The sequence below is a fragment of the Mesobacillus sp. QJM3NY_10 genome, assembly GCF_056173465.1.
The window spans coordinates 2784570-2809573 of the sequence record NZ_CM149675.1 but is presented as its reverse complement, the minus strand read 5'-3'; the positions used below and the strand labels follow the sequence as shown (position 1 = coordinate 2809573).

Annotated in this window: 37 protein-coding genes and 1 other annotated feature; of the genes, 28 read left to right on the top strand and 9 right to left on the bottom strand. The window is 38.9% G+C overall.

What is annotated here, in order from left to right:
* Nucleotides 1-73: 73 nt before the first annotated feature.
* Nucleotides 74-613 carry a DUF3231 family protein gene (locus tag AC0VX7_RS14130; protein ID WP_475424754.1) on the bottom strand — a complete coding sequence of 180 codons (540 nt, stop codon included), beginning with the start codon at nucleotides 611-613 and terminating at the stop codon, nucleotides 74-76.
* 155 nt (nucleotides 614-768) lie between these two features.
* The gene (locus tag AC0VX7_RS14125) at nucleotides 769-972 is read right to left on the bottom strand and encodes a thioredoxin domain-containing protein (protein ID WP_475428155.1); all 204 of its coding nucleotides are present in this window, start codon (nucleotides 970-972) and stop codon (nucleotides 769-771) included.
* 234 nt (nucleotides 973-1206) lie between these two features.
* Here AC0VX7_RS14125 and AC0VX7_RS14120 point away from each other — a divergent pair, with 234 nt between their 5' ends.
* The 7 genes from AC0VX7_RS14120 (at nucleotide 1207) to AC0VX7_RS14090 (ending at nucleotide 5314) form a co-directional block, all read left to right on the top strand.
* Complete coding sequence (locus AC0VX7_RS14120; protein WP_475424753.1) at nucleotides 1207-1803, top strand: class I SAM-dependent methyltransferase; 597 nt, start codon at nucleotides 1207-1209, stop codon at nucleotides 1801-1803.
* Between the two features lie 115 nt (nucleotides 1804-1918).
* On the top strand, nucleotides 1919-3040 hold the full coding sequence (gene dnaN, locus AC0VX7_RS14115; protein ID WP_475424752.1) for a DNA polymerase III subunit beta: 1122 nt from the start codon (nucleotides 1919-1921) through the stop codon (nucleotides 3038-3040).
* Between the two features lie 25 nt (nucleotides 3041-3065).
* Nucleotides 3066-3782 carry a class I SAM-dependent methyltransferase gene (locus AC0VX7_RS14110; protein ID WP_475424751.1) on the top strand — a complete coding sequence of 239 codons (717 nt, stop codon included), beginning with the start codon at nucleotides 3066-3068 and terminating at the stop codon, nucleotides 3780-3782.
* Nucleotides 3783-3787: 5 nt separating this feature from the next.
* Nucleotides 3788-4243, top strand: coding sequence for an NUDIX hydrolase (locus AC0VX7_RS14105; RefSeq protein WP_475424750.1), 456 nt, complete (start codon nucleotides 3788-3790; stop codon nucleotides 4241-4243).
* Between the two features lie 59 nt (nucleotides 4244-4302).
* Nucleotides 4303-4686: an HIT family protein gene (locus tag AC0VX7_RS14100; protein ID WP_475424749.1), complete on the top strand. Its 384-nt coding sequence runs from the start codon at nucleotides 4303-4305 to the stop codon at nucleotides 4684-4686.
* A complete protein-coding gene (locus AC0VX7_RS14095; protein ID WP_475424748.1) occupies nucleotides 4667-5131 on the top strand; it encodes an NUDIX domain-containing protein in 465 nt (154 codons plus the stop codon). Before AC0VX7_RS14100 ends, AC0VX7_RS14095 begins: the two co-directional genes overlap by 20 nt.
* A gap of 9 nt (nucleotides 5132-5140) precedes the next feature.
* Complete coding sequence (locus AC0VX7_RS14090) at nucleotides 5141-5314, top strand: hypothetical protein (RefSeq protein ID WP_475424747.1); 174 nt, start codon at nucleotides 5141-5143, stop codon at nucleotides 5312-5314.
* Between the two features lie 39 nt (nucleotides 5315-5353).
* On the opposite strand, the gene AC0VX7_RS14085 is transcribed toward AC0VX7_RS14090, so the two are convergent.
* Complete coding sequence (locus tag AC0VX7_RS14085) at nucleotides 5354-6094, bottom strand: class I SAM-dependent methyltransferase (RefSeq protein ID WP_475424746.1); 741 nt, start codon at nucleotides 6092-6094, stop codon at nucleotides 5354-5356.
* 176 nt (nucleotides 6095-6270) lie between these two features.
* On the opposite strand from AC0VX7_RS14085, the gene AC0VX7_RS14080 reads away from it, so the two are divergent.
* The gene (locus AC0VX7_RS14080; RefSeq protein ID WP_475424745.1) at nucleotides 6271-6879 is read left to right on the top strand and encodes a LysE/ArgO family amino acid transporter; all 609 of its coding nucleotides are present in this window, start codon (nucleotides 6271-6273) and stop codon (nucleotides 6877-6879) included.
* 122 nt (nucleotides 6880-7001) lie between these two features.
* Here the strand turns inward: AC0VX7_RS14080 and AC0VX7_RS14075 are convergent, their stop codons facing one another.
* Together AC0VX7_RS14075 and AC0VX7_RS14070 are read right to left on the bottom strand one after the other, a co-directional pair.
* Nucleotides 7002-7430 (bottom strand): hypothetical protein, encoded by a 429-nt coding sequence (locus AC0VX7_RS14075; protein ID WP_475424744.1) that lies wholly within the window; start codon nucleotides 7428-7430, stop codon nucleotides 7002-7004.
* Nucleotides 7431-7530: 100 nt separating this feature from the next.
* Nucleotides 7531-7668: a hypothetical protein gene (locus AC0VX7_RS14070; RefSeq protein WP_214907677.1), complete on the bottom strand. Its 138-nt coding sequence runs from the start codon at nucleotides 7666-7668 to the stop codon at nucleotides 7531-7533.
* A 201-nt stretch (nucleotides 7669-7869) separates the two neighbouring features.
* Between AC0VX7_RS14070 and AC0VX7_RS14065 the strand changes: the two genes are divergently transcribed.
* The 6 genes from AC0VX7_RS14065 to argS all read left to right on the top strand — a co-directional run bounded on the left by AC0VX7_RS14065 (nucleotide 7870) and on the right by argS (nucleotide 12664).
* Nucleotides 7870-8070, top strand: a complete 201-nt coding sequence (locus AC0VX7_RS14065; protein ID WP_475424743.1) for a hypothetical protein — start codon at nucleotides 7870-7872, stop codon at nucleotides 8068-8070.
* Nucleotides 8071-8340, top strand: a complete 270-nt coding sequence (locus AC0VX7_RS14060; RefSeq protein WP_475428154.1) for an OsmC family protein — start codon at nucleotides 8071-8073, stop codon at nucleotides 8338-8340.
* A gap of 122 nt (nucleotides 8341-8462) precedes the next feature.
* The gene (locus tag AC0VX7_RS14055; protein WP_475424742.1) at nucleotides 8463-9008 is read left to right on the top strand and encodes an RNA polymerase sigma factor; all 546 of its coding nucleotides are present in this window, start codon (nucleotides 8463-8465) and stop codon (nucleotides 9006-9008) included.
* Nucleotides 8992-9900: a hypothetical protein gene (locus tag AC0VX7_RS14050; RefSeq protein ID WP_475424741.1), complete on the top strand. Its 909-nt coding sequence runs from the start codon at nucleotides 8992-8994 to the stop codon at nucleotides 9898-9900. The genes AC0VX7_RS14055 and AC0VX7_RS14050 overlap by 17 nt, the downstream gene beginning before the upstream one ends.
* 78 nt (nucleotides 9901-9978) lie before the next feature.
* Nucleotides 9979-10452: a GNAT family N-acetyltransferase gene (locus AC0VX7_RS14045; RefSeq protein ID WP_475424740.1), complete on the top strand. Its 474-nt coding sequence runs from the start codon at nucleotides 9979-9981 to the stop codon at nucleotides 10450-10452.
* Between the two features lie 257 nt (nucleotides 10453-10709).
* Nucleotides 10710-10923, top strand: a binding site (T-box leader).
* Nucleotides 10924-10966: 43 nt separating this feature from the next.
* A complete protein-coding gene (gene argS / locus AC0VX7_RS14040) occupies nucleotides 10967-12664 on the top strand; it encodes an arginine--tRNA ligase (RefSeq protein ID WP_475424739.1) in 1698 nt (565 codons plus the stop codon).
* Nucleotides 12665-12701: 37 nt separating this feature from the next.
* On the opposite strand, the gene AC0VX7_RS14035 is transcribed toward argS, so the two are convergent.
* A complete protein-coding gene (locus AC0VX7_RS14035; protein WP_023614291.1) occupies nucleotides 12702-12998 on the bottom strand; it encodes a HesB/YadR/YfhF family protein in 297 nt (98 codons plus the stop codon).
* A gap of 139 nt (nucleotides 12999-13137) precedes the next feature.
* The gene (locus AC0VX7_RS14030) at nucleotides 13138-14301 is read right to left on the bottom strand and encodes a TIGR04053 family radical SAM/SPASM domain-containing protein (RefSeq protein ID WP_475424738.1); all 1164 of its coding nucleotides are present in this window, start codon (nucleotides 14299-14301) and stop codon (nucleotides 13138-13140) included.
* 391 nt (nucleotides 14302-14692) lie between these two features.
* Here AC0VX7_RS14030 and AC0VX7_RS14025 point away from each other — a divergent pair, with 391 nt between their 5' ends.
* From AC0VX7_RS14025 to gloA2, 9 genes are all read left to right on the top strand, one after another.
* A complete protein-coding gene (locus tag AC0VX7_RS14025) occupies nucleotides 14693-15163 on the top strand; it encodes a hypothetical protein (RefSeq protein ID WP_475424737.1) in 471 nt (156 codons plus the stop codon).
* A gap of 131 nt (nucleotides 15164-15294) precedes the next feature.
* Nucleotides 15295-15498: a DUF1657 domain-containing protein gene (locus AC0VX7_RS14020; RefSeq protein WP_023614288.1), complete on the top strand. Its 204-nt coding sequence runs from the start codon at nucleotides 15295-15297 to the stop codon at nucleotides 15496-15498.
* Between the two features lie 274 nt (nucleotides 15499-15772).
* Nucleotides 15773-15976: a DUF1657 domain-containing protein gene (locus tag AC0VX7_RS14015; protein ID WP_475424736.1), complete on the top strand. Its 204-nt coding sequence runs from the start codon at nucleotides 15773-15775 to the stop codon at nucleotides 15974-15976.
* Nucleotides 15977-15986: 10 nt separating this feature from the next.
* Nucleotides 15987-16847: a DUF421 domain-containing protein gene (locus tag AC0VX7_RS14010; RefSeq protein ID WP_475424735.1), complete on the top strand. Its 861-nt coding sequence runs from the start codon at nucleotides 15987-15989 to the stop codon at nucleotides 16845-16847.
* Between the two features lie 69 nt (nucleotides 16848-16916).
* A complete protein-coding gene (locus AC0VX7_RS14005; protein WP_475424734.1) occupies nucleotides 16917-17384 on the top strand; it encodes a hypothetical protein in 468 nt (155 codons plus the stop codon).
* 393 nt (nucleotides 17385-17777) lie between these two features.
* The gene (locus tag AC0VX7_RS14000) at nucleotides 17778-18794 is read left to right on the top strand and encodes a C40 family peptidase (RefSeq protein ID WP_475424733.1); all 1017 of its coding nucleotides are present in this window, start codon (nucleotides 17778-17780) and stop codon (nucleotides 18792-18794) included.
* Nucleotides 18795-19059: 265 nt separating this feature from the next.
* The gene (locus tag AC0VX7_RS13995) at nucleotides 19060-19416 is read left to right on the top strand and encodes an STAS domain-containing protein (protein ID WP_102263056.1); all 357 of its coding nucleotides are present in this window, start codon (nucleotides 19060-19062) and stop codon (nucleotides 19414-19416) included.
* A 4-nt stretch (nucleotides 19417-19420) separates the two neighbouring features.
* On the top strand, nucleotides 19421-19822 hold the full coding sequence (locus tag AC0VX7_RS13990; protein WP_475424732.1) for an anti-sigma regulatory factor: 402 nt from the start codon (nucleotides 19421-19423) through the stop codon (nucleotides 19820-19822).
* An 11-nt stretch (nucleotides 19823-19833) separates the two neighbouring features.
* Nucleotides 19834-20220 carry an SMU1112c/YaeR family gloxylase I-like metalloprotein gene (gloA2, locus tag AC0VX7_RS13985; protein ID WP_475424731.1) on the top strand — a complete coding sequence of 129 codons (387 nt, stop codon included), beginning with the start codon at nucleotides 19834-19836 and terminating at the stop codon, nucleotides 20218-20220.
* 363 nt (nucleotides 20221-20583) lie between these two features.
* Here the strand turns inward: gloA2 and AC0VX7_RS13980 are convergent, their stop codons facing one another.
* A complete protein-coding gene (locus AC0VX7_RS13980) occupies nucleotides 20584-20721 on the bottom strand; it encodes a BA3454 family stress response protein (protein WP_475424730.1) in 138 nt (45 codons plus the stop codon).
* Between the two features lie 296 nt (nucleotides 20722-21017).
* On the opposite strand from AC0VX7_RS13980, the gene AC0VX7_RS13975 reads away from it, so the two are divergent.
* From AC0VX7_RS13975 to AC0VX7_RS13960, 4 genes are all read left to right on the top strand, one after another.
* Nucleotides 21018-21167 carry a hypothetical protein gene (locus AC0VX7_RS13975; protein ID WP_475424729.1) on the top strand — a complete coding sequence of 50 codons (150 nt, stop codon included), beginning with the start codon at nucleotides 21018-21020 and terminating at the stop codon, nucleotides 21165-21167.
* 142 nt (nucleotides 21168-21309) lie between these two features.
* Nucleotides 21310-21918: a hypothetical protein gene (locus tag AC0VX7_RS13970; protein WP_475424728.1), complete on the top strand. Its 609-nt coding sequence runs from the start codon at nucleotides 21310-21312 to the stop codon at nucleotides 21916-21918.
* A 697-nt stretch (nucleotides 21919-22615) separates the two neighbouring features.
* Nucleotides 22616-22753, top strand: a complete 138-nt coding sequence (locus AC0VX7_RS13965) for a hypothetical protein (protein WP_023614008.1) — start codon at nucleotides 22616-22618, stop codon at nucleotides 22751-22753.
* 129 nt (nucleotides 22754-22882) lie between these two features.
* On the top strand, nucleotides 22883-23347 hold the full coding sequence (locus tag AC0VX7_RS13960) for an STAS domain-containing protein (protein WP_475424727.1): 465 nt from the start codon (nucleotides 22883-22885) through the stop codon (nucleotides 23345-23347).
* Between the two features lie 44 nt (nucleotides 23348-23391).
* Here AC0VX7_RS13960 and AC0VX7_RS13955 read toward each other — a convergent pair whose 3' ends face one another.
* Nucleotides 23392-23817, bottom strand: coding sequence for a CBS domain-containing protein (locus AC0VX7_RS13955; protein ID WP_475424726.1), 426 nt, complete (start codon nucleotides 23815-23817; stop codon nucleotides 23392-23394).
* 135 nt (nucleotides 23818-23952) lie between these two features.
* Between AC0VX7_RS13955 and ltaE the strand changes: the two genes are divergently transcribed.
* Nucleotides 23953-24978 carry a low-specificity L-threonine aldolase gene (gene ltaE / locus AC0VX7_RS13950; RefSeq protein ID WP_475424725.1) on the top strand — a complete coding sequence of 342 codons (1026 nt, stop codon included), beginning with the start codon at nucleotides 23953-23955 and terminating at the stop codon, nucleotides 24976-24978.
* The last annotated feature ends 26 nt before the right edge of the window (nucleotides 24979-25004 follow it).

Here is a 25004-nt window from a genome sequence, read left to right as displayed (position 1 = left end):
GATTAAAATCAAAACCAGCAGACCCTAGGGGATCTGCTGGTTTTCTTTTATCAAGTTTACATAATATAATTATTTAACTCTCTGTCGATTTAACCTGTAATGGAGGAGGAATCAGCCATCCCTTTGTTTTATTCAGTTTCAGCATCTTAGCCCCGAATTGTGCTTTAGCCATATGGAACTGGCCATACATTGCGCCGATATCTTCTCTGATGGCTTGGCCAATCATTGTGCTGGCAGCTACTAAGCCTTCTGCAACATCCTTTGAAATGGCAGCAGCAATTTCAGGATCACTGAACCTGGCACCAGGAGGGATATCTTCCATGTGGGCAACCGGGCGTTCCGGTGGCGCAGGAGGAAGTCCAATCCCATTTGTTTTTAGTAATTCCTCAACCTGCTTGTTTTCTTCTTGCATCGCTTCAATAGCTTCTTGAACAAGTTTTTTGAGATCCTCATCACCAATATGATTGATAAACGTCTGGTATGCAGCAATCAATCCGTGATTAACGGAAAGATGGCTCCACGTGCCATAAACCTCACCATAATGCATTGGTTCATCTTTAGGATTCCCGCTTAATATTCCCATGATCGCACTCCTTATCGTTCCTATATTCATGTTATTACTCCTTATGAAAGGAAGTTGGTCCATAGATTAGTTTGCATAATCAATAGGATTTAATACACTCTCTTTTATGTAAAATTAAAGGATAAGGAGGGGGGAATTAATTTTTCAGGTAGAGGAATAAGAGCTTGTTAATCCCAAGATCTTCATCAATCCCCGAAAAATCCTTCATAAATTTTGGTGAGATCATCCCTTAACTTCTCTACCTGCACAAACCTGGCTTCTCTTAAATATTCACGTCCATCTGCATAGAGGACAAGGACGGGAACTGTGAAGGCCATCAGGAATCCGGCGATTTCTTCGACCTTTCCCGCATTTACTAACCCGGTTTCGATTTTAGGGAAATCTTTCATCACTTCCTCAACCTGAGGAAGCAGACCATGGCAGACGCTTCAGCTGTCGGTCAATACATAAATAAAGCTTAATTCATTGTCACTGATCAAGCTTTTAACTTCATCCATTGTCGTTAGTTCTCTCATTTGATATACCTCCTTGTCTTATTGATACCCATTTAAAAATAGAATAGCCTTATGAATAGTAATCATACTATAAAAAGGGTAATGGGTATAATAAGGAGGCATGATAAAATGGGCAATTCGTGGAATGAACGTTTTGGGTCTGAACAATATGTGTATGGTGAGGAACCAAACCTATTTATAAAGAACCAGGCACACAGGCTGGAAAAGGGCTGGAAGGTTGTATGTTTCGCGGAAGGAGAAGGCAGGAATGCTGTCTACCTTGCGAAACAAGGTCTAGATGTCACAGCTTATGACTATGCGCTGAATGGGTTGAAGAAAACTGAAGCCTTGGCTGAAAACAATGGAGTGAAAATCAAGACTGAACAGAAAGATTTAATTCGCGATTCAGTCCCAGGTGATGAATTCGACGCAGCGATCATGGTTTTTGGCCATTTTGCTAAACAAGACCAAAAGACTGTGTTTGATAAATTAGTATCGGCCGTAAAACCGGGTGGCATAGTGATGCTTGAAGTATATTCGGAGGATCAGGTCCAATATGGAACAGGCGGGCCAAAAACAGTCGATATGCTTTACGATCCAGCAGACCTGTTACAATGGCTGAAAGGATTTAAAATAGTGCATTTCTTCTACGGAGAACAGGAACGAATTGAAGGTCAATTACATACCGGGACTGGTCATGTAATCCAGATAATTTTAGAAAAATAAAGCTTTGCAAAACCAGCGGCTCTTCTTAAAAGAAGGTCGCTTTTTTCTATTTTTTCAAGGATTTCCCAAGGATTTGTCGAATTAAATACAGAGGAAAATTGAAAGGACAAAGGCCATGAAATTTAACATTGATAGAGGCAGTTTTTATGAAGCTTTATCCGATTTAAGCAGGAGTATTTCAGCAAAAGCAGAACCGCATATTATGAGCGGTATTAAAATTACAGCCCACTCTGAAGGATTAACCCTTATCGTCTGTAACCACTTATTTTTCATTGAAAGGACAATCCCGATTGAGGCTGACAAAATGTTGACTGTTTATGAAACAGGAAGTGTTGTGGCACCGGCAAAATATTTAGTTGAATTGGTGAAGAAGCTTCCAGAGGAACTTACAGTTGAACTAATGGATCGACATAAGCTATCAATAAAGACTGACGAAATCTCTATAGTGTTAAGTTGTTTTGACGTAGAGACATATCCTAAGCTTCCTGTCCTCAACCTTAATAACAGTGTTCAAATACCTGGTAGTCTTTTAAATGAGATTTTGAGCCAAACGGCGTTTGCTGCTTCTTCATCAGATACACGACCCGTGCTGACCGGATTGCTGGTCACCTTTCAGGATAACAAAATCAAATGTGCAGCAACTAATTCCCACAGATTAGCGCTGAGAGAATGCGATATTGAAACTGATATTGAAGGCTCTTATATTTTGCCGCTAGCATCAGTTAAAGATTTCATGAGATTGTTCAAAGATTCAGTAGATATGATTACTGTTTATGTAAGTGAGAACTATCTTGTCTTTAAAGCTCTTAATCTTGCAATGTACACAAGACTAATTGAAGGGAACTATCCGGATCTTGATAGTCTCATTCCAGCACATCCAAAGACAATGATTACGGTCCAAACTTCCAAACTATTGAAAGGAATCGATCGAGCCAGTTTATTTAACCGGGAATCAAGGAACAACAACGTTAAATTGGAATTGATGCATGGAAGCACCCTTAAAATATCTTCATATTCTCCGGATTTGGGCAATATTGAAGAAATACAGCAAATCACTGAATTACATGGTGAAAAGGAATTTTCCCTATCGTTGAACAGCACATTTTTAATTGAAGCATTAAAAGCTTTTACGGAAGAAGAGGTTAAGTTGAACTTCACCGGAACAATGAGACCAATATTGATCAAACCGAACAACAACAAGCGTCATTTACACCTTATATCACCTGTGAGAGGGTAAATCAGAAAGTCTTTGGGAGGTATTTATGAAAGAAACAATACAAAGCTATGAGGATTTATTAAGAATGTTAGATCATCTTCTGAAAGAAGAGAGTGAATTCAATTGGGATAATTTTTATTCTGATCGAGAAAGAAGAGTTCCTTTTTTTGAAAATCATCCTGATGAGAATTTAGTGGAATATATTGAAACGAAGAGAATTAAGGCGGGAAAAGCGTTGGAATTAGGCTGCGGACCTGGAAGGAACGCAATCTATATGGCCAGGAATGGCTTCAGTGTGGATGCAGTCGATCAATCAGAAGAAGGATTGGGTTGGGCGGAAGAAAGGGCAAAAGAACACGGGATACAAGTGAATTTTATTCAAAGCAATATTTTTGAAATGGAAATTGAAGAAGGTACATACGATCTTGTCTATGATTCTGGCTGCTTTCACCATATCCCGCCGCACAGGAGAATGAATTATATTGATCTTGTAAAGAAAGCATTAAAGCCTGGTGGTTTATTTGCGCTTACCTGCTTTGTAGAGGGGGGAGAGCTTGGTGGAGCGGCTATTTCCGATTGGGAAGTCTATAGAGGTAAAAGCATGAGAGGCGGCTTAGGCTTTACGGATGAAAAGCTAAAGGGAATTTTCAACGACTTTAAGGCAGTAGAAATCCGGAAAATGAAGGACATGAGCCTTGAATCCTCTCAATTTGGAACATCTGCATTATTAGCTGCATTATTCAAAAAAGAAACAATGGAGTGAACGAGTTGGGATATATTAGTGATTTAAGAAAACTAGTGGGCCACAGGCCGCTTATTTTGCCAGGAGCTGTTGTGCTTGTTTTTAACAATAAAGGTCAATTACTTCTTCAGCATAGAAGTGACGGAGGCTGGGGTCTTCCAGGAGGATTGATGGAACTAGGAGAGAGCCTCGAAGAAACTGTAAGAAGGGAAGTAAAAGAAGAAACGGGACTCGACACTGGAGAACTGAAGCTGGAGGGCGTAATATCAGGTGCAGAATATTATTTAAAAGTAGCCAATGGCGACGAACTCTACTCAGTGACTACAGTCTATTCCACAAATGAATATGTCGGGGAACTAGAGATAGATGAACTTGAATCAATCGATCTTCAATTCTTTAGCTTGGACCAATTGCCTGAAGACTTGCAAAAAAGTTACCTGGATTATATAAATCATTATCTTAAAAATAACGCCATAGAATAGTGAGAAAGGTTTGCGGCTCATTGTCCGAAGTGAAGACAGGAAATTAAAGAGGTGTTCATATGATCGCTGAACAAAAATGGGAAGATTTCTATTGTGATGAAGTATTATCAGGTAAAACCCAGGTAGAAAAGGTGCTGGAAACGGAGCAAACAATCGCGTTCTATCACACTCGACCATATTATGAGATACATATTATAGTCATTCCAAAGAAACATATTTTATCCTTTTTAACAGTATCCAGTGAGGAAAATGAAATCTTGATTGATGTGCTTAAAGTTGTGAAGCAGATTGCCTCTAAGCTTGAAAAGGATTATGGCGCCTGCACGATTTCGACTAACATTGGAAACTACCAAAGCAATAAGCATATGCACTGGCATGTTCATTTCGGTGCGAGGGTACGTGACGAGCAAGGACGGTTGCTTCATGATCACGAAACAAAATAATGGGTTTGAATTGATAGAAATTCTAGAAATAAAAGAAATGAATATGGGGCAATATCAGCCACTGGCAGGATCATATGCCATTATTAAGGTGAAGGGGAGATATCTAATTGGATACAACACCTTCAGGCAGCAATGGGAAGTACCGGCCGGAAAGAGGGAGAAAGGTGAAACTCCTATGGATTGCGCTCGAAGAGAACTTCTTGAAGAAACTGGACAATACGTCGATGATCTTAAATTTATTGGCCTTGCAAGGGTGAGAAATCATCTTAACGGAGCAGAAAAGTTCAATCCATTATACTATTCGAAAACTAATTCTCTACGCCCCTTTCAACAAAATGAAGAGATGACTGATATTAGACTCTGGTGCCTTGAAGAAGCTATACACATCGATCAGGTGGATTTAGCTATATTAGAATACGTAAGTCTATTAAATTTAAAATCATAGGAGTTGAAAATGAGTAAAAAATTAAGTTTCTTTCAGGTGCTTTTCGCGAGCTTTTTTATTGCTACAATTTTAACGTTCACCAATCATGTGATTGCTTGGGAAAATAAAATCTACGCTGGCATGTTTGCTTTTATTGTCAGTTTAGCTGTTTTTTATCTCACACAGAAAGTGATTAAAGACTAATCAAAAAAAGGACTTAGGCCTAAGTCCTTTTTTGTTCTACTATAATTTTGCGCATTTGAAAATAATCGTCGTCGGTACTGACTCAACTTTAGCCCGGTTATACCATCTGTTATGATCCCGGGTTATTAATTCTTCGGTGATTCTCACTTCTTCCACCATTTTCACAATCTTAAAACCTGTATCGACAAGTGAATTAATGTATGTACTTACTTTATACTGCTGCATGATGGCAGGGTGGTTCCATGCCTGATGATCATAGGGGCCTTCTTCATGGTACGATTTATTAAACAACAGGCCATCCTCTGTATTTTGGATTCTGCTAAATAATGGATGCTCCCAGCTGAAAATGAATGTTCCACCTGGCTTTAAATATTGATGGACATTCTTAAGTGTCTGTTCCAGGTTCGTCGTCCAACCAAGTGCGAAAATCGAGTAGATAACATCAAAGTAGGCATGGGGTAAGCCAGGATTGAGTTCCATAGGTGATTGGAATAATTGAACCTTTGTATCTTTTAGTAATTCCTTTGCCGCTGAAATTTGTGAGTGTGAAAGATCCAACCCCCACAGTTCTACAGCGCCATTATCGTTCATGTACTTTAAAGAGTGTCCGCTTCCACAACCAATATCGAGAACTTTTTTTCCGTTTATGTTCCCAAACAGGTTTAGCTCTGTTTCTTCAGGAGCGAACGGACCGTACTCAGGCAATGCTGTTCGTCCATAAAAACGAGGAGCGACCTCGTCCCAGCTCTTTTTATTGATTAATAGTGTGTCATTGTTCAAACTTAATACCTCCAAAACTTAATATGTTATATTTCTCTAATATCTAGAAATTTCCTCCAAGTATATTTGTGGTTTGTAATAATTAATGATTTGAAAATTCATTTGCCAGCTTATTAAAAGAATTTGATGAAGGCTAATTCTGAAATAGCTAGGTGGTTAGGTGGAGGGAAAGGCGCATGCTAGCTGCAGGTATTCATGGATTCATCCTCGCATTCGGTTTGATCCTGCCATTAGGAGTCCAGAATGTATTTGTCTTCAATCAGGGATCGATTCACAAAAAATATAGGAGGGTATTACCGGTGATCCTGACTGCTTCGATTAGTGACACTCTCTTAATTACTTTGGCTGTTCTGGGGATATCGGTCATCGTCCTGCAGGTTGCCTGGCTGAAAACATTGCTGTTATCAGCCGGAATACTATTTTTAATCTACATGGGTTATCTAACCTGGAATAGTACCATATCTGAAATGTCAGCTCAACAGGAGGCTTTTTCTCCAAAAAAACAAATAACCTTCGCTGCTTCGGTTTCCTTGCTTAATCCGCATGCGATCATGGATACAATCGGAGTGATAGGAACAAGTTCGCTCAACTATGCAGGTCCAGCGAAACTTATATTTGCACTGGCCTGTATATTAACATCCTGGATATGGTTTTTTGCACTTGCCTTTGTTGGCCGGCAAGTGGGGAGGTTAGGAAAATCAAATGGTTTTCTCGGTATCATAAATAAGTTATCCGCTATGATTATGTGGGGAACAGCCATTTATTTGGCGGTAATACTTTTTTAAAAGATAAGAAACATATGAGAAGGTTACAGAACAGTAGAACCCCTAAAGAACCTTATGCAATCGCAGAAGGAAATCAAAAAAATAGAGTTCTTCATATTGAAAATGAAGGACTCTATTTTTACTTATCTCCTCCTCCGGCGTTTAAGATATTGGACAGTTGTCTCTAGTTCTTCCAAACGTTGATTTTTTTCTGTTAACTGAACCTTGGTTTGATTTATTTCCTCTTTTACTTCGCTCAATTCAGCTGAGAGCTGTTCGACTTTATGTTTTAAGCTAGTAGTGTCAGAATCCTTTTCTTTAATTTCTGACTGATTTAAAGTCCTTGAAAGCAATGATAAAGTAGTTGGATTTATAAAGCCTTGTGCAGCAGTCACCAGGGAGTTAAGTGTTTCTGCATTCAATTGAGTATCCTTTGGTGCTGCAACCTTATCGGTTGCTTTCTCGTTTTCTGGTAATTTCTTGAGGATTGCCTCTGTAAAATTAAGTATTTCATTTAATGACGGATCTTTTTTTAGACGGTCAATATATGGCTTTACTTCATTTTCATTCATTTAATACATCCTTTCTATCTTTTAGTAAGTTCTCCCCGGCATATACCGGTATAGCCGGAGAGACTGTAAGGAACTTCAGGTCTCAAATCTTTCAAAGAGATTAAGCAGCACCATTTTCTACGGCAATTACTTCACCGATGCAAGTGTAAAGGACATTAGCTAAAGCATCCTGACCCAACAAAATCGCAACGACTAAAGCAAGTGCCAGCAAAAGAACGACAATCGCAGTGATTAACATCTCTTCACCCCCTTCCTTTAAGAAGATAGGTAAGATCCGAACCTTACAAGAACATCATATGTGAATTTATCGGACGAGCATCAGCTTGTATCATAGAATAATAAATTCGGGCTGCCTATTTTATAATTCAATAGGTAATTGTTTGAAAAATAAAAGGTATTCTTATATGGTGTAGTTAGAATCTAAGGAGGGATCGTATAATTGTCCGAACCAATCGCGCTAACGAAGATAACGGTGATCCAGAAAGATACTCCAAATAAAATCAGAGAAGCTTATATTGACGGTTTTAGTGAGCCTTTGTTGTTTGGCGTCCATGGTGGTGTAAAGGAGTTCTATGGGGTAAATCCAGAGGTAGAATATCCGTCAACGCTTGATCATATTGTTTCTGCAGCAGGCGGCTGACTGGTAGGAACCCTATCTGGCGCGCTGGAGGCGCGTAAAATACCAACTTCACCTGATAAAATCATGGCTAAAGTCCAAGGAACAATTGAAGCACCGGAAGGAGTCCTTAAAATCACGAAAATCAGCTGCCACTATGAGCTGAAGGTTCCGGCCGGGAAAAGCGAAGCTGCTGAAAGAGCTTTAAATGTTTTCGAACAAGGATGTCCCGTTGCACAAACATTAAAGGGCTGTATCCAGTTCACACATACCTGGAAAATCGAAGAATACTAGTAAAATGAGTCCTTATCTTAAAACGTAAGGACTCATTTTTACTTTATAATGGATAAATAAGGAACAAGAATGTGTCACACTTTTCATTCTGTTTCGACTTATCGTATAGATGGGGAAATGAGGTGGGGGAAATAAACGATAAATTTAAGGAAAAACAGATCATGGAATGGTATGAGATATATTATAAAGATATTTACCGATTTATTTTTTACATGATGGGAGACCGTCAATGCTGCGAGGATTTGGTACATGACACTTTTTTGCGTGCCTTTACGTCCTTTGAGAAATTCGAAAATAGAACTACCGTGAAAACCTGGCTTTTTAGTATAGCAAAGCATCTCGTAATAGATGAAATACGCAGGCGAAAAAGAAAGAGGGTTTTTTCATTATTTGCTAATGCCCCAGAGATCCAGTCACCTTTTAACATTGAACAGTATATTGAACACAGAGAAGCGATAGAGAGAACACTCGAAGCAATCCAGCAGCTTAAACCGGACTACCGGCTTGTGATTACTTTGAAAAAGGTTGAAGAGTGTTCCACTAAGGAAATCTCCGAAATCCTGGGTTGGTCGGAATCAAAAATCAGAAAGACTTTGTCTAGGGGGTTAGCTGCATTAAAAAAAATGGATGTAGTGGAAGGGAGCGAATACTTTGAAAAAACCTTCTGACCGAAATTGGACTGTCCTAAGATCAGTTACCCCGGGAGAAGATGAAACAGACAGGATGAGAAGTAAAATCAGGTCATCGATTCGTGCACAAGCTGGATTAAATATAAAACATAGAATATTCGAGTTGAGAAATGTTGTATTAACAGCACTATTTGTAATCATCTCGGCAGGTCTGCTCATCCAGTTACAACAATATTATCAATCTCCAAATGGGTCAGGACAATCGCAAGCAGTCAATGAACTCAGTCTCAATTGGGATTTAGAAAGCATATATAGCGAAAAGAACGAGGAGGGTTACGCCTTTTTTGAAAAAGGCAACCCTGAACAAGTAGGGATGGCTGAGTTTGTAACTGATGGAGAGAAGAATAAAATCATCAATACGAGCGCTATGAATATGGCCAAAGAAATGGCGAACTTTCCTTATCCAACATCCTTATATATCGAACACGTCAAAATGAAGGATGTTAGCCTCCGGTACCATTTCTTCGTCGAAGCCGGAAAAGAAACAATGCATTTCAGCTTCGATTACCCAAAACTTGAATACGCTGAAATCTTCCAGGTCATTTCATCACTAGATGTTATCAAACCTAAACCATATCGACATGATGAGCAGCTTTATGTTACCCATGGCTACGGAAGTCTCCCATATCCTGTTGGATTAAGACCAGTAGAGTTAATAGGTGATAAAGAAAAATATGTATGGGAGCAAGGGGTACCGCAACAGTTTAAAGATTATATCGAAAAAATCAAATCAACCGGAGTTTGGAAGCAGAGCAAGGGTGGCGGTTCATCTTATACATTCGAATCCACCGATGGTTCAGAAACAGTTGAAATATCATTAAAAGGTAAAGAAATAACCTACCAATATTTATATCCGAACAGAGAGGAGTAAAAAGCTTTTACAGGAGAAAAAGGATTTCATGATAAATGGCCGAATTCTTATATATATCTTGAAAAAAGGGGAATCTCTGTGATTGATTTAGTGCGAGTGAAACAAGAGGATGAAGCAATTCTCCACAATTTAATTCGATTTTATATTTATGAATTTACCGTCTTTCAGGAAATCAGACTTGAAGAGAATGGAAGTTTTGCACCGTTTGATTTGAAGCCGTATTGGTCTGAAGCTGATTTACACGCTTATTTTATAGTCCACAATGGGGAGCTGGCAGGTTTTGCAATGGTGGAAAGCGGAGACCCAAATGTCATCCTAGAGTTTTTTATCATGAGGAAATTTTACCGGAGAGGATTCGGCAAAATTGTTGCATTTAAGCTGTTTGATCAATTCCCTGGAAAATGGAGTATCACACAGGTAGAGAAAAATGAACCCGCAAGGAACTTCTGGCGGAAAGTGATAGGCGATTATACCAGCGGTAACTATATTGAAACGTTTGATGATTTCAATCGATCCATCCAAGAATTCAACACAGGATTAAAAGTTAAATAGTTTTATCTAAACGCTGTTTTCGTAAAGAGTGTTGTTAAAATCCTAAAGCCGATTTTAACGTCATATATACCTGTTTTGCAGGTCGGTATAGAGTTTGCATGCTCTTTTCTCATAAGAAGCGTCAACTTTACGAAGGAATATAGGTCATTCACTCCAATTTTGTATTCAATAGCAACAAAGTTTGAGAAAAGAGCCTTTCTAAATAACTAAAATAATGATTGCAAAATGACATAGCAGTTGTTTATAATGGTAAAAATATCTAATCGATGATGAAGAGAGTAATTATTCTTTGTTTGCTTCAGCGAGCCAGGGACGGTGGAAGCCTGGTGCATCAGAGTAATGAAGCGCACTTTTGAGATGCTTGCCTGAATGGAAGTAGGGTCGGCCGGGAATTTCCCGTTATCAATGAAAGAAGGTTCCTTAGTGTGGAACAATTTGAGTGGTACCGCGGGATAAACTCTCGTCTCTTATATAGAGGCGGGAGTTTTTTGTATTTTATAAAGGGGGATTTCTAATGGAATATGTAAAACTGTATTCAGAATTGCTTGCTGCCGAGATAGATGGGCTTCTTACTTGTAATGAAATAGAGAGGTTAATTGAGAAACCGAAATTTTTGCACCAGGGGGACTTGGCTTTTCCATGTTTCCAACTTGCGAAAACGATACGAAAGCCACCAGCTGAAATAGCCAAAGATCTAAGTTCACGATTGCAAAGCCATGTCGATGGGTCATTCAATCGGTTCGAAGCAGTTGGCGGATATATAAATGCGTTCTTAAATAAGGCAAATGTCGCCAAAGAACTTTTAAACGAAATACGAAAAAAAAAGAATCATTATGGTGACCTTAACCTTGGTGAAAGTCAGACTGTAACAATTGACCTTTCATCGCCCAATATCGCCAAACCATTTTCCATGGGCCATCTGCGGTCAACCGTTATAGGGAATTCCCTTACACTTATCTATGAAAAATGTGGATACCGAACAGTGAAAATCAATCATCTAGGAGACTGGGGAACTCAGTTTGGCAAACTCATCACGGCATATAAGCTTTGGGGCACTGAGGAAAAAGTGAAGGCTGAACCGATACAGGAGCTGCTTGCACTGTATATAAAATTTCATGAAGCCGCTGAAAGCCAGCCACAGCTTGAACAAGAGGGCCGCGACTGGTTCAGACGCTTGGAAAATGGGGATGCTGAAGCACTCGAGCTTTGGAAATGGTTCAAGGATGAATCATTGAAGGAATTTAAAAAGATATACGACCTTATGGGAATTGAGTTTGATTCATTTGCTGGAGAGGCTTTTTATAATGATAAAATGGAACCAATCGTGAAAATGTTAAGGGAAAAGGGACTGCTTGAAGAATCTGATGGGGCACAAGTAGTCAAATTGGATGCATCTGAACTCCCTCCTTGTCTAATAAAAAAATCGGATGGTGCCACTTTATACGCTACACGAGATTTAGCTGCAGCCAAGTACAGATTCGAAGAGTATTCTTTTGTGAAGTCATTATATGTGGTGGGTAACGAGCAAACCCTTCACTTTAAACAGATAAAAGCAGTGCTTGCAAAAATGGACTTTCCATGGGCGAATGGTATTACTCATGTTCCATTTGGAATGATGTTAAAGGACGGCAAAAAAATGTCCACAAGGAAAGGCAAAGTCGTTTTGCTTGAAAATGTTCTCCAAGATTCCATTCAGTTGGCGGAAAAGAATATAGAAGATAAAAATCCTTCTTTGGCCAATAAGAAAGATATTGCCGTAATGGTCGGTACCGGTGCTGTTGTTTTCCATGACCTTAAAAATTTCCGCATGAATGATATCGAGTTTTCCCTTGAAGATATGCTTAAAGTCGAAGGCGAAACAGGACCATATGTTCAATATACAAATGCCCGGGCACAGTCATTGCTGACAAAGGGTGCATTTGAAGCAGGCAATGGGGAAGTCAATTTGGCTGCTGACAGTGAATGGCCAGTGATAACTGAGCTTCAAGCGTTTCCGGATACAGTCAAAAGAGCGATCGAGAAAAATGATCCATCCCTAATTGCTAAATACGTCCTAAACCTGTCACAGGCTTTTAATAAATACTACGGAGAAGTCAAGATTCTTGAAGATGATGCAGAAAAAGATGCCCGACTTCAGTTAGTCCATTCTGTTAGCATTGTTCTTGAAGAAGGACTTCGATTGCTTGGCATTAAAGCACCGAAGGAAATGTAAAAAGAGTCCCTGGATAATACCAGGGACTCCATTAGTTTCAATTGTGTTCTATATAATTAGCGAAAATTTCACCAGAGGTGTCGCTTAACTTCAGTTCTACATCTGTCTCATCAAAAAACCAAGTATCGTTTGCTTCGACAAAAAAGGTAATTCCATCAATCTCTTGCTGTTCAGCAGCAATCGCAGGTGCTTCAAGGGAAAATGCCAGGCTGTAGCCTTTGTTCTTGTCGCCAAACCCGGCATATTGAGGGTAAAGGCGGATGTGAAACGGTTTAGGTGTATCAAATTCCTGCTCAAACCATTTGAATGCGTTTTGATCAATCTTGATTGTCATCTTTGCACCATCCTTTCGTTAGTTTTATTTTAAAACCTGAATGGTGCTGGTTGCCGTGCTTTATGTCACAGTTTATGCGTTGTCATGAAAGTGTCAAAAATGCTGAATAAAAAACAGCTCCAAAACAGGAGCTGAGATTTTAAACCGTTGTTTCCTTTTTCCTCATTGCTTCTGGAATATAAACACAAAATGGCTCGCTTTCCATGTAGTCACCGGTCACTGCGTACGTTCTGGAGCGCGAACCACCGCAAACAAAGCGGAATTCACATACACCGCATTTGCCCTTATATTTGTCAGGGCTTCGCAAGTCTTTAAAGATAGGGGAGTTTCGATATATTTCAGCCAATGGTTTTTCGCGGACGTTCCCGCCAACTAGAGGCAGCAGCCCTGAAGGCATGACATCACCGGTATGGGAAACAAACAAAAAACCGTTTCCGTCATTTACACCTTTAGGCGCTCGCTTCAACCCATCAATCACAGAGGCCATATCTTTAGTCAAGGTATCTTCATAACGGATTCCCTCGTCTTTATTTACCCTATTTTCTCGTGCTTTTTGCTGAAATACTACCCGTCTGTAATGTTGAGCTGCAGTGGTTTTAATATCGTATGGAGCGGTTTTGCTTAACTCGTAAAGCCATCTGAAAACTTTTTCGTGTTCTGCTGGAGTAAGGCAGGCATCCAGCTGTCCCCGGCCTGTAGGTACAAGCAGGAAGATGTACCACATTACTACCTTGAGTTCTTTCATCAATTCGGCCATCTGTTCAAGATGTTCATAATTGTAGCGGGAAATAACTGTATTAAGCTGCAAGGGCATATTCAATTCGTTCAGGTATTTTACTTTTTCAATTGTAAGGTCAAACGATCCAGGAGTGCCGCGAAAATGGTCATGGATTTCAGGAGTAGGACCATCAAGGCTGAAAGCCCATCTTGAAAGTCCGACTTCCTTAGCTCTTTGCATTTTTTCTTTCGTCACATTATCTGTGGCGCTAGGGGTCATTGAAACGCGCATCGCTTTATTAATTGCATATTCCGCAAGGTCAAAGAGATCTTCTCGCATCATACAGTCCCCACCAGTAATTACAAGCATAGGATTCCCCATGTCGTAAATCTGATCGATCAGATTTTTGCCTTCTTCATGTGTCAATTCCAGTGGGTCAGGCTTATTCTGAGCATCTGCTCTGCAATGCAAGCATTTAAGCTGGCAAGCCCTCGTAACTTCCCAGATAACGATATATGGATTTTCATTAAAATCAATACCAGCAGGGTGTCCGCCCGAAGGTTGTGTATGTCCAAATTCATGCATTTTCATCACCAACTTTTTTTATCATTTATTAAGGCTCTTTTCTTAAACTTTGTTGCTTTTTTAACCAAAAGTAAAAATCGGCTACTGGATTTTTACAAGTATTATGTCCTTTCAGTATGCGGCGAAGGGGTTTTATACGAAAAGCAACAATCAATGAGAAAACAGCCTTTATTTACTCATTATAAAATAAGAGATTGTATACGCATGTAATGAATGTTACATTATATCGAAAACGGTATTAGCAGGAAAAAATAACCATCCAGATAATATATATTGGAGGAAAGTAAAGTAAGTTTAATTTAATTAACTGAAATATTTGAAACTTATTCACTGACCATTCCGTCTATTTTATGGGAGCAATTTGGTGTTCAGGAAATGGGGGATATCGGTGGTGAAGAAGTTTGTTTTGTGGGTAACCATGTCTTTATTGATTTTATTCTGTGTAATAAGTTGGAATACTTATAGCCGGTATAAACCAACCCCTCCTGATTTAGAAGTGGTTGTAGCCAAATATGCTGTGCAGGTTAAGCCTGTAACTTATTCGTTGAGGAAATGGGGAAGGACTGCATCGGCAGATACTAATACCGACCCTGCTGCCCTCGTAAAGGAATCACGTCCAATTATTGTTGAAACTGACGACAAGATCAGGCTATTATTTGAACAATCACCTGATTCTGTAAAATGTTATTTATGGGAAATGGATACAGGAAAGCTCGCATATAAAGGACTTAAAGGGTACCCATTAAACCTTGAGGAGTCGAATGTTGCTACTGGGGATTATGCAATGGAAATTCGTGCTAAATGGGGAAATGGCTACGTTTTATATAACACACGAATTATTGTACACGATGATACCGAATAACCTGCCATTGGTTTGCCGAAAAGCATGCTAATGGCTTTTTTCCTTTTTGGAGCTATTTAGGCGGGCATATTTCTTTGCGCTCTTGCCATACTAAAACAGTACCAATACTTCTAAGAAAGAAGGGACCATTTATGACTGTAGGAGCGCAAGTAAAACAAACAATCGCTGGTCTAAAGAGTGCTCAGGCAAGTTTGGAGACTTTTGCACTTGGTACAGATAATCAGCAAGCTAAACAACTATATCAGACAGCTGCTCAACAAACTCAAGCAGTTATAGATAGCATTCAACCACGTCTGCAGGAAATTGAACAAGAAGAACCACAATACAAACAGTAAAAAGTCAGGGAGGGCAGGGGGAACCCGCCCTTTTCTTTCTTTTTAATAAAGTCTAAACTTATTGCACTTAAATTAGTGTCTAGCTCCAGCGCCTAGCCCCTCGAGACGCTTCGGTCCTGCCAATGAAGTCAAAGAACGACTTCACCGTCGGGCCCTCCGAGGCACACGATGTGCTAGACCCGCGAGCCACAGGACGTGGCGTTATTAGGCGGGCACCGCTTGTCGGGGCTGATCAAGGCGCTTGCGCTTTTCTTATATATAGGAGTGAAATAAATTGACAATTGCATCTGATGTTAACCAGGTCCTTTCAACGATAAAAGGGATTGAAGCACAGTTATCTTCCATGGCAATGAATACCAGTATCCCTGAAGCTAGCAAAATTTTTCACGAAACGATGCTAGTCATCGGAGAAATAAAAACGGACCTGCAAAAAAGGAAAACTCAGCTTGAAATAGAAGAGCCGCAATATAAAAGCTAGAGGTGAGAAAATGAATGAATGGACGCACATAGTCATATCGTCTATCTTGTTTGTAGTGACATTGTTTGCGATTACGAAAATTGGCGGTAAGAAGCAACTGTCCGAGCTGTCATTTTTTGAATATGTTTCGGGCATCACGATAGGAAGTATTGCTGGTGAAGTCATAATGGGTCTTGATGGAAATTTGTTTCATGGAGTATTGGCCATTGTAATATTCGGAACTTTTACATATATACATGACCTCTTAGGAATTAAAAGCAAGAAGTTCAGTGATTTTTTTGAAGGAAAGGCAACGGTAATAATAAAAGATGGAAAAGTGATGGAAGAGAATTTGAAAAAGGAAAAATACACAATCGATGAATTGAATTCTTTGTTAAGACAGAAAAATGTATTCAAGACAGCAGATGTTGAGTTTGCTGTCCTTGAGCCAAAAGGCGATTTAAGTGTATTGCTAAAAAAAGAATTGCTTCCTATTACACCAAAGGATTTAAACATGCCTGTCGCTCCTGAAAAGGAGACCTATACTGTCATCATGGATGGAAAGGTATTGCATGACCAATTAGCATCTGTTGGTAAAAACAAAGGATGGCTGGATATCGAGCTAGACAATCTAGGAGTGACTATTGAAAATGTTTTTTTAGGCCAAGTTGATTCTTATGGCAAATTAAGCATTGATACATACGATGACCAACTCCAGGTTCCATCACCTCAACCGAGGAAACTATTGTTGGCCATGCTTAATAAATGCCAGGCAGACCTAGAATTGTTCGCTTTAGGGACAGAGTCTACAAGTACTAAGGAAATGTACAATAAGAACGCTAAAAAATTGCAAGAAGCGATCAATAAAATGAGGCCGTTTTTGAAAGAATAAACAGCTTATTATGTAATCTTTTTCCGGAATATCAATTTGCAGATATCGAATACTAAGAAGGAGGGGTTTATGAGAACTCCTCTAATTTATAAAGGGGTGCTGCCGATGAATAGATCTGCATGGGTTTCCACGCTGATGAGATCGAATATACCTCAAAACATGATGAAAGTGTTTGGATACAGACGTAAGAGAAATCGCTCAATGACGTTTTCGATTGTAGGAGTTGTAGCGAGTGCTGCAGCAGCGTTTCTTTTTCGAAATCGAATGGGAGATGGAATGAGGCAACTTTTCCAAAATTCCAATTCCGGAACAGCTTTTAATAAGCCAGTGGCTGCAGGACTTACAGAATTTGCAAAAGAAATCACATCTGGATTGAATACTGGTAAGTCAAGTCCATCTACTGGATTCCATTCGACAACCTCGACAAACCCTGAAAGTAGTCAGATGATTAATCAAATTGCATCAGCCGCCAAAGAAACTGGAAACAGCCAACAGGTCGATCAATTGGCTAATCAATTGATTAAGCGCAACCTTTAATAACTTGCAAGAAACAAAAATCCCGCTGTTAAAGCGGGATTTTTTTGTTTTCACTTAAAAATAATATTAGACTCATATAAAAAAAATCACTGTTTGTTCAATTAATTAGTTCCTATTTCCCTTGCTGATAAAAAAGGCTGGGTAAACTGGCATGGATTGTTAAAATTACAACAAGATTAAGCTTATATTTCATTCATGTAACAAAAAGTGTTATTAAAAGGAAAAAAGAGCCTGTAAACCCTGTAAATAATAGGTTTTGGCTCTTTTTTGGCATGTAAACGGTATTTTTACCAGAGGAAAACAATTCCTCACAAACCAATATTTATAGATTCAAAACTAGTTTGGGAAACTCTACTATTAAGCTGTAATCGAAATCAAAGGAGTTGCTCTAACATGAAAAAACAGCTTTTGACGGTGGCTGCAACAGCCGGGATTTTATTTACTTCATTCAATGGTTCTGCAAGTGCTCATGATAAATTACACACAGTACAATCTGGAGATTCTTTATGGAAACTTTCAAATATATATAATGTTGCTATAAATGATATTCAAAAGTGGAATAATCTATCAAGCTCAACCATCTATGTAAATCAAAAACTATCAGTTTTAGCGCCGCACAGTCATTCAACTGATGCTAGTACTGCCGTAAGCACAGCTGGTTCTACGTATGTCGTAAAGACAGGCGATACGTTATGGGGAATATCAAAATCATATGGAATGTCCATTAGCGGACTTAAATCATTGAACGGACTTAAATCTGATGTGATCTATCCTGGACAAAGATTAAAAGTGTCTGGGACTGCTGCTACAACTGCAACAACAGCACCAGCCAGTTCATCCAGCACATACACAGTCCGTAGCGGTGACAATTTGTCAACGATTGCTGCTCGCCATAATTTATCGCTATCTCAATTGATGTCTTTTAATAATCTGAAATCTCATCTTATCTTCCCTGGTCAGGTATTAAAGCTATCAGGTTCAGCTTCAACTCCAGTTGCTACTAATGTATCAACAGCAAGTACTCCTGTTATGGCGACATATGGTTCTACCTCTAAGGTAAACTCATTAATTGCTGAATCCAAAAAGTATATAGGTGTACCTTATGTTTGGGCAGGGAGCACGCCGGCAGGGTTTGATTGTTCAGGATACTTAAACTATGTATATAGCAAAGTCGGAATTTCAATCCCGAGAACAGTCGCATCCATTTGGGATGCTACAAAACCTGTTTCTTCACCACGTGTAGGAGACCTAGTGTTCTTTGAGACGTATAAGCCAGGTCCATCCCATGCAGGCATTTATCTAGGCGATGGCAAGTTTATTCATGCCGGATCTTCAAGAGGAGTAGAAATCAGTGATATGAATAATTCCTATTGGAAGCCACGTTACCTAGGAGCAAAAACCACATTTTAATCTGATTTTTAAACCTTTACCCAGCTGTAGAAATAATTAAACCTCCTAAATGGAGGTTTTTTTATCTTTTTATATTTATTCGTAACTATTTAGCATTTCATTTATAAAGCACAGCTTTTAATTTGTAAACCACTTTATATATAGCGTATAATCCAATTAAATTCTTATTTGCTAACGTGCAAGTGTTTGGATGTAGACCATCTTGGATTAAAATTATTTGTACATAGTGAATTCTGGTTAGTTTAATGATTTGGAGGCATATAAAGTGAGAATTCCTATATTAAAGTTAAAAGATTATTTATTAGTTTCAATTCAAGTAGAACTAGATGACCAGACGGTATTGACTTTTCAAGAGGACTTGTTGAATAAAATTAAAGATACGGGAGCAAAAGGTGTTGTAATCGATTTAACTTCAGTCGATATGATTGATTCGTTCATTGCAAAAGTATTGGGCGACGTAATAGTAATGACAAGCCTGATGGGCACGAAAGCTGTCCTTACAGGTATCCAGCCTGCAGTCGCCATTACTTTAATAGAGCTTGGCATAACATTGGAAAATGTCCATACTGCACTGGATCTTGAGCAAGGAATTTCGATATTAAGCCAATTGTTAGAGGGTTAGCCAAATGACAGAAACGATTATTATTAATATTAATAATGAATTTGATATAGTGCTTGCCCGTCAGAAAGGGAGAGAGGTTTCAAAAAATCTCCAATTTGGTGGCGTTGACCAGGCAAGAATAACGACAGCGATTTCTGAGCTCGCAAGAAATATTTATTTATATGCGGGCAGCGGCCAGATTACTATTGACGTCTTAGAAGAGAACGGAAGAAAAGGGATTCAGATTTCTGCTGCTGATAATGGACCAGGGATAAATGATATAAGAATGGTCTTGCAGGATGGTTTTTCTACTTCAGGCGGTCTTGGTGCAGGACTTCCAGGAGTTAAAAGGTTAATGGACAGTTTTGATATTGATTCTATGCCGGGAACTGGCACAAAAATTACAATTACCAAATGGGCGAGATAAAGAGGATTGGCATGGAGTTAGACAAAATACACCACGTCGCCATTATCTGTTCTAATTATGAAAAGTCAAAAGAGTTTTATACAAAAGTTCTTGGCTTGAAGGTCATCTCAGAGACCTATAGAGAAGAACGAAGATCCTATAAATTGGATTTAAGTGTTGGAAGTCACTATCAAATTGAATTGTTCTCTTTCCCAGAAGTTCCGGCACGCCCGAGTTACCCTGAGGCTGCTGGTCTCAGGCATCTCGCTTTCACTGTGAAAAATCTTTCCTCATATGCAAATTATCTTGAAACGCAAGGAGTGGAAGTGGAACCGATCAGAATTGATCCACTAACTCATAAGCAATTTACATTCTTTTCCGATCCCGATGGTTTACCTATTGAATTATATGAAAAGTAATATCCTCTGTTTCGATTTCCACGCTTAAATTTGTACCGCATGTTGATCTAGGCAATTGGTTTCAGCAGACTTAGATGTCCCAAAAAAGTAAAGTGCATTTCTGGTGTCAAATCCACCCAATATAATAAAAAAGGATGTTCAGCGACAGCAGCTGAACATCCTTTTCGTTATTTTAAAGGCTCTTTTCTCAAACTTTGTTGCTTTTTGACTGCAAAATAGAATTTTAAAACCATTTTTCTTCGTAAAGTTGACTCTTTTAGGAGAAAAGAGCATGCAAACTTAATTCCGAACTGCAAAATGGCCTTATATTACGTTAAAATCGGCTTTAGGATTTTAACAACAATCTTAACGAAAACAGCCATTTTAAAAGAGCCATTGCTCTTGAACTTGCTTACGTGCCATCTCTAGGATATCTTCCTCAGATGTTTCATGGTCTGCAATGACGTTGGTTAAATAATTTTTTCCTTTTAGGTCTACGCTTACTGTGATTTCTCTCATCATACATTTTCCTTTCTTCTTGTTTTACTTGATGTTAAACCCCTTTGTTATACTAATTACCATCTTAACGGTTTATGTAAACCTAGTGGACTGGCATAAGTCTATATTTTAGTTGATGATTTGTGTCTGGATGCTGAATAGCCACATGAAAAGTCAATCAAGTGTGTTGAAATTCGCTTTAATACAAAGCGATTAGAGAAAAAGATCCTTAACCATCATATATACATCTCGCCTGCGGGTTTGGCTATATTCCTTAAAGGGAATAGCATAAATACTAATGCTAAGGAGGGAAAAGCTTCATGGATCATTCAAAAAAAGACCCGCAAAGCTTGGTTGAATACGAAAAAGAAAAACTTGGTGAAGATAAAAAGATAGATGAATTCAAGGATCAAGGAAGAGTTCCCGACCAGCAAAATAGATTAAAGGATCAGGAAAACTTGAGGAAATAAGAACAAAACAAGCCGGAGAACATTCCGGCTTGTTTTTTTGTATTTGCTAGGAAAAAAGTTGCCAATTAAAGCAGGAAATTTTTTACTTGTGGTTGAATATATATTATATAAATATAGAGAATTAGAAAAGGGGAACAAAATCTTGAGTGCACATAATGCTGACCGTGCCGGGAGTTTGCTGATAACAGTTGCTGTTATCCTGCTCTTCGCATCTGTACCAATTGGGATATTTATCGTATCATTTATTCACAATTCCGTTTACCTAGACCGTTCGCACTGGTTTTTTGACAGTCCGATGTCATCATACATAACAATGATTGCGGTGTTACTGATTATACCTGTGTTACTGATCATCATGGCTATTTATCTTTTCAAAACTGATGAATCCAGAAAAAGAAGTTTCAATGTTTCTATTGCCGCTTCTTTTATCCTGATGATCATCGCTGCAGGTGGTTACTTAAGTATTGACAATTATTATTATATGGACAAAAATGGCTTATATTATGATGAGCTCTGGAAGTTAGAACAAACCGAATATTCATGGGATGAAATTACGGCGATGAAACAAATCAACAAAAAAGAGGGTGGGACCTTAACACCTGATAAAGTGATATTCACTTATGACGACAAAAGAATTGAATTGCCGTTGACTCCTAAACTTAGAAACGAAATTGACCCTGTAATCAATTATATCGAGAATGCAAAAGGGGTCGAACTGGTCATGGAGAATATCACTGCAGATGAAGAATAGACGAAAAAACCCTTCCATCAATTTGTTGGAAGGGTTTTTTTGAATTCAATCATTCACGCGAACTGAAATGAACTTTTATCTTTTAGACTTTTGAAAAAAATACTGGAAGCCGTATGCGAAAATAGCAAATGAATAAATGATACTGAAAAAATGCAGTGGTTTCAGTCGCTCTAATTGATATATGCTTATTTTCTTAAAAAGCTTTGTGATGGGAAATGCTAATAAATAGTCAATCACCAGATTAATCCCTAAATACTGCCAAAGGCTTCCGTAGGCCAGGCGGAACACCCATAGGTTTGTAACAAAAAAAGGGCCAAGAGTAAAACTAAGATCATTGAAAATTCGGGTTGCGATACTACCTGAGACTTTCCATAGTTTATATGGGTGTGATAATACCAATAAAATCGAAACTAAAGCTGTAACAAATATCGTAACAGGAAGAAACCGCTTTAATGCACGTTTGGGGTATAACAATAATGTCGACCAAGATATTAGCAGCATGCTTAGCCTGAATATGTTATGTAACATGGTTGCTCCTTTCTTAAATAAATCTAAACTTTTAATTGCACTATGCATAGTTTCTCCACATATACAAAATATAATAATGAGTATGGATAAATTATTATTGTTTTAATAAGTTAACTATGATAAGTTAGACCACACACATGACTTTTGTCCTGTTAAGGAGAATTTTGCCATGATCAATGAAGAAGAAAAGTTAATCTTTTTAAAAGAACTCGGACGTTTGATTGACGATTATAAAAGATGTTGTGATGACGAATATCAAGAGCAGATTTATGAAGATATCATGCATTTAATTAATGTTATAAATTAAGAATCAATAGGGTGACCCTTTACTTACTGCTTCTTTAATTGAAGCAGTTTTTTTCTATACAAAAAATTCCTGAAAAGGTATCATAGTAAAAGCAGGGAGAATTCTACGTCACCGGGGGGTTTTGGAATTTTGGAAACAAATAGGCTCGAGGAGCTAGAGAGAAAAATTCAAGAATATGAGACAATTATTTCTGAAATGTCCGCGCCAATTATACCATCTATTGTTCCTCAGACAATACTTATACCCATTACAGGGTTAATTCGAGCAGAGCGTTTTGATAAAATACGAGGAAAAGTTCTTAACTTTATCCATAATAAAGACATTGAAACGGCAATTATAGACTTAACTGATATAAGCGGAGAAAGAATTGAGGATGTATGCCTTGAAGAAATAGGCAGGGAGCTTCATGAGATGGCTTCTGCTATCTCCTTGATGGGTGTTAAAACGTTATTTGTAGGCATGAATCCAGAATTGGTCAAGCGGATGGTCCTTGATGGAATAAAATTAGAAGCACAATCTTTTTCAACCTTTCAATCAGCCTTAAAACATTTGATGAAGCAAAAGGGCATGGAATTCAGAAAAATCTCAGAATAAAAATAACCCGCCAGGTTTTTCCTGGCGGGTTATTTTACAATACTTTACTTCTCGGGTTCGGAAGGAGTGGAAATCTCTTCTAAAGCTTGTCCTGCCTCATCATCCAACTTATGAGTTACGGCAAGATCTCCCAGTGAAACAATTCCAATCATCTTTCCGTCTTCAACGATTGGGAGCCTGCGAATTTGTACATCTGCCATCAAGTCTGCAGCTTCCTCGGCAGTCATATTGACAGTACCCCTCACTGGATCAGTTGTCATTACCTCAGATATGGGTGATTCCATTGAAGTGTTATCAGCAACAGCCTTCAGAATAATATCTCTGTCGGTAGCAAGTCCTGTCAGGTGGTCACCCTCACAAATTGGCATGACACCAACATCCAGGTCTCTCATTTTTGCTGCTACCTCGTGAATTGGTGTATCAGGACTGCAATATTCTACGTCTCTAGTCATTACTTTTTCGATATTCATACTGTATTCCTCCTTTATTTTTTGTATATATAAGGAATACCCGGATGCTATAAAGGAGAAACTGTTAGTTTTTTGCAGGTTGAGTTGTTAAAATATGATTAAATAAGAAATTTACATAGGAACGAGGGGAAAGTAATGATTGATTTAAGAAGTGATACTGTCACGAAACCTACTGAAGAAATGCGTAAAGCTATGTACTCTGCTGAGGTGGGTGATGATGTCTACAAAGAAGACCCAACAGTCAGGGAGTTGGAAGAAACTGCAGCTGAAATATTAGGCAAGGAAGCAGCCCTGTTTGTTACAAGTGGTACACAAGGGAATCAAATAGCGGTTCTAACGCATTGTCGACCAGGACAGGAATTACTATTGGAGGAAGAATCCCATATTTTTTATTATGAATCAGGTGCTGTAGCTGCCCTTGCCGGAGTCCAGACCAGGACCATTCCAGGTCTCAGAGGAGCCATGGAGCCAGAAAATGTTTTAAATGCAATTCGAACTGAGGATATCCATTATCCTGAAACAGGGCTGATCTGTTTAGAGAATACTCACAACCGCGCAGGAGGAGCAGTCATTCCGGTCGAAAATATGGAAGCAATCTATAGTATTGCGCAAGCCAATAAAGTGCCTGTTCATCTTGATGGTGCAAGATTGTTCAATGCCGCAGCAGCTGCAGGTGTCGATGTGAAGGAATTCGCTAAATACACAGATACTGTTCAAATATGTCTTTCAAAGGGACTAGGAGCTCCAGTTGGCTCAATCATAGCTGGTAATCCTGAATTTATCACAACAGCACGCAAATGGAGGAAGCGCCTTGGTGGCGGTATGAGGCAGGCAGGTGTCATTGCTGCACCTGGTTTGATTGCCCTGACAAAGATGAAAGATAGACTTGGAGAAGACCAATGGAATGCGAGGATTTTGGCTGAAGCAATCGAAGCGATCCCTGGAATGAAGCTTGCCAGGCAGCCCGAAACAAATATAGTCGTCGCAGATGTAGAAGGCCTGAACATCACTTCTGATGTTTTTGTCGAGAGACTGCGATCTGAAGGAGTCATCTCGGGTACATTTGGCCCTACTTTTGTTAGGTTCGTAACCCATTATGATGTAACAGAAGATCAAATCCAGAAGGCAATCGATGCAATCGCCAAGGTAGCCAGACAATAAGACGAAAGCTGGATGGCTCACATCCA

Bases quoted from the DNA above. Each gene is read 5' to 3' on its own strand.
- AC0VX7_RS14130 (WP_475424754.1), bottom strand. From the start codon at position 613: ATGAATATAGGAACGATAAGGAGTGCGATCATGGGAATATTAAGCGGG.
- AC0VX7_RS14095 (WP_475424748.1), top strand. From the start codon at position 4,667: ATGATCACGAAACAAAATAATGGGTTTGAATTGATAGAAATTCTAGAA.
- AC0VX7_RS13980 (WP_475424730.1), bottom strand. From the start codon at position 20,721: ATGATGAGAGAAATCACAGTAAGCGTAGACCTAAAAGGAAAAAATTAT.
- AC0VX7_RS14020 (WP_023614288.1), top strand. From the start codon at position 15,295: ATGACTGTAGGAGCGCAAGTAAAACAAACAATCGCTGGTCTAAAGAGT.
- AC0VX7_RS13965 (WP_023614008.1), top strand. From the start codon at position 22,616: ATGATCAATGAAGAAGAAAAGTTAATCTTTTTAAAAGAACTCGGACGT.
- AC0VX7_RS14030 (WP_475424738.1), bottom strand. From the start codon at position 14,301: ATGCATGAATTTGGACATACACAACCTTCGGGCGGACACCCTGCTGGT.
- AC0VX7_RS14120 (WP_475424753.1), top strand. From the start codon at position 1,207: ATGGGCAATTCGTGGAATGAACGTTTTGGGTCTGAACAATATGTGTAT.
- AC0VX7_RS13990 (WP_475424732.1), top strand. From the start codon at position 19,421: ATGACAGAAACGATTATTATTAATATTAATAATGAATTTGATATAGTG.
- AC0VX7_RS14100 (WP_475424749.1), top strand. From the start codon at position 4,303: ATGATCGCTGAACAAAAATGGGAAGATTTCTATTGTGATGAAGTATTA.
- AC0VX7_RS14110 (WP_475424751.1), top strand. From the start codon at position 3,066: ATGAAAGAAACAATACAAAGCTATGAGGATTTATTAAGAATGTTAGAT.
- AC0VX7_RS14000 (WP_475424733.1), top strand. From the start codon at position 17,778: ATGAAAAAACAGCTTTTGACGGTGGCTGCAACAGCCGGGATTTTATTT.
- AC0VX7_RS14080 (WP_475424745.1), top strand. From the start codon at position 6,271: ATGCTAGCTGCAGGTATTCATGGATTCATCCTCGCATTCGGTTTGATC.
- dnaN (WP_475424752.1), top strand. From the start codon at position 1,919: ATGAAATTTAACATTGATAGAGGCAGTTTTTATGAAGCTTTATCCGAT.
- AC0VX7_RS14010 (WP_475424735.1), top strand. From the start codon at position 15,987: ATGAATGAATGGACGCACATAGTCATATCGTCTATCTTGTTTGTAGTG.
- argS (WP_475424739.1), top strand. From the start codon at position 10,967: ATGGAATATGTAAAACTGTATTCAGAATTGCTTGCTGCCGAGATAGAT.
- AC0VX7_RS14075 (WP_475424744.1), bottom strand. From the start codon at position 7,430: ATGAATGAAAATGAAGTAAAGCCATATATTGACCGTCTAAAAAAAGAT.
- AC0VX7_RS14070 (WP_214907677.1), bottom strand. From the start codon at position 7,668: ATGTTAATCACTGCGATTGTCGTTCTTTTGCTGGCACTTGCTTTAGTC.
- gloA2 (WP_475424731.1), top strand. From the start codon at position 19,834: ATGGAGTTAGACAAAATACACCACGTCGCCATTATCTGTTCTAATTAT.
- AC0VX7_RS14090 (WP_475424747.1), top strand. From the start codon at position 5,141: ATGAGTAAAAAATTAAGTTTCTTTCAGGTGCTTTTCGCGAGCTTTTTT.
- AC0VX7_RS14125 (WP_475428155.1), bottom strand. From the start codon at position 972: ATGAAAGATTTCCCTAAAATCGAAACCGGGTTAGTAAATGCGGGAAAG.
- AC0VX7_RS13975 (WP_475424729.1), top strand. From the start codon at position 21,018: ATGGATCATTCAAAAAAAGACCCGCAAAGCTTGGTTGAATACGAAAAA.
- AC0VX7_RS14005 (WP_475424734.1), top strand. From the start codon at position 16,917: ATGAGAACTCCTCTAATTTATAAAGGGGTGCTGCCGATGAATAGATCT.
- ltaE (WP_475424725.1), top strand. From the start codon at position 23,953: ATGATTGATTTAAGAAGTGATACTGTCACGAAACCTACTGAAGAAATG.
- AC0VX7_RS14035 (WP_023614291.1), bottom strand. From the start codon at position 12,998: ATGACAATCAAGATTGATCAAAACGCATTCAAATGGTTTGAGCAGGAA.
- AC0VX7_RS13955 (WP_475424726.1), bottom strand. From the start codon at position 23,817: ATGAATATCGAAAAAGTAATGACTAGAGACGTAGAATATTGCAGTCCT.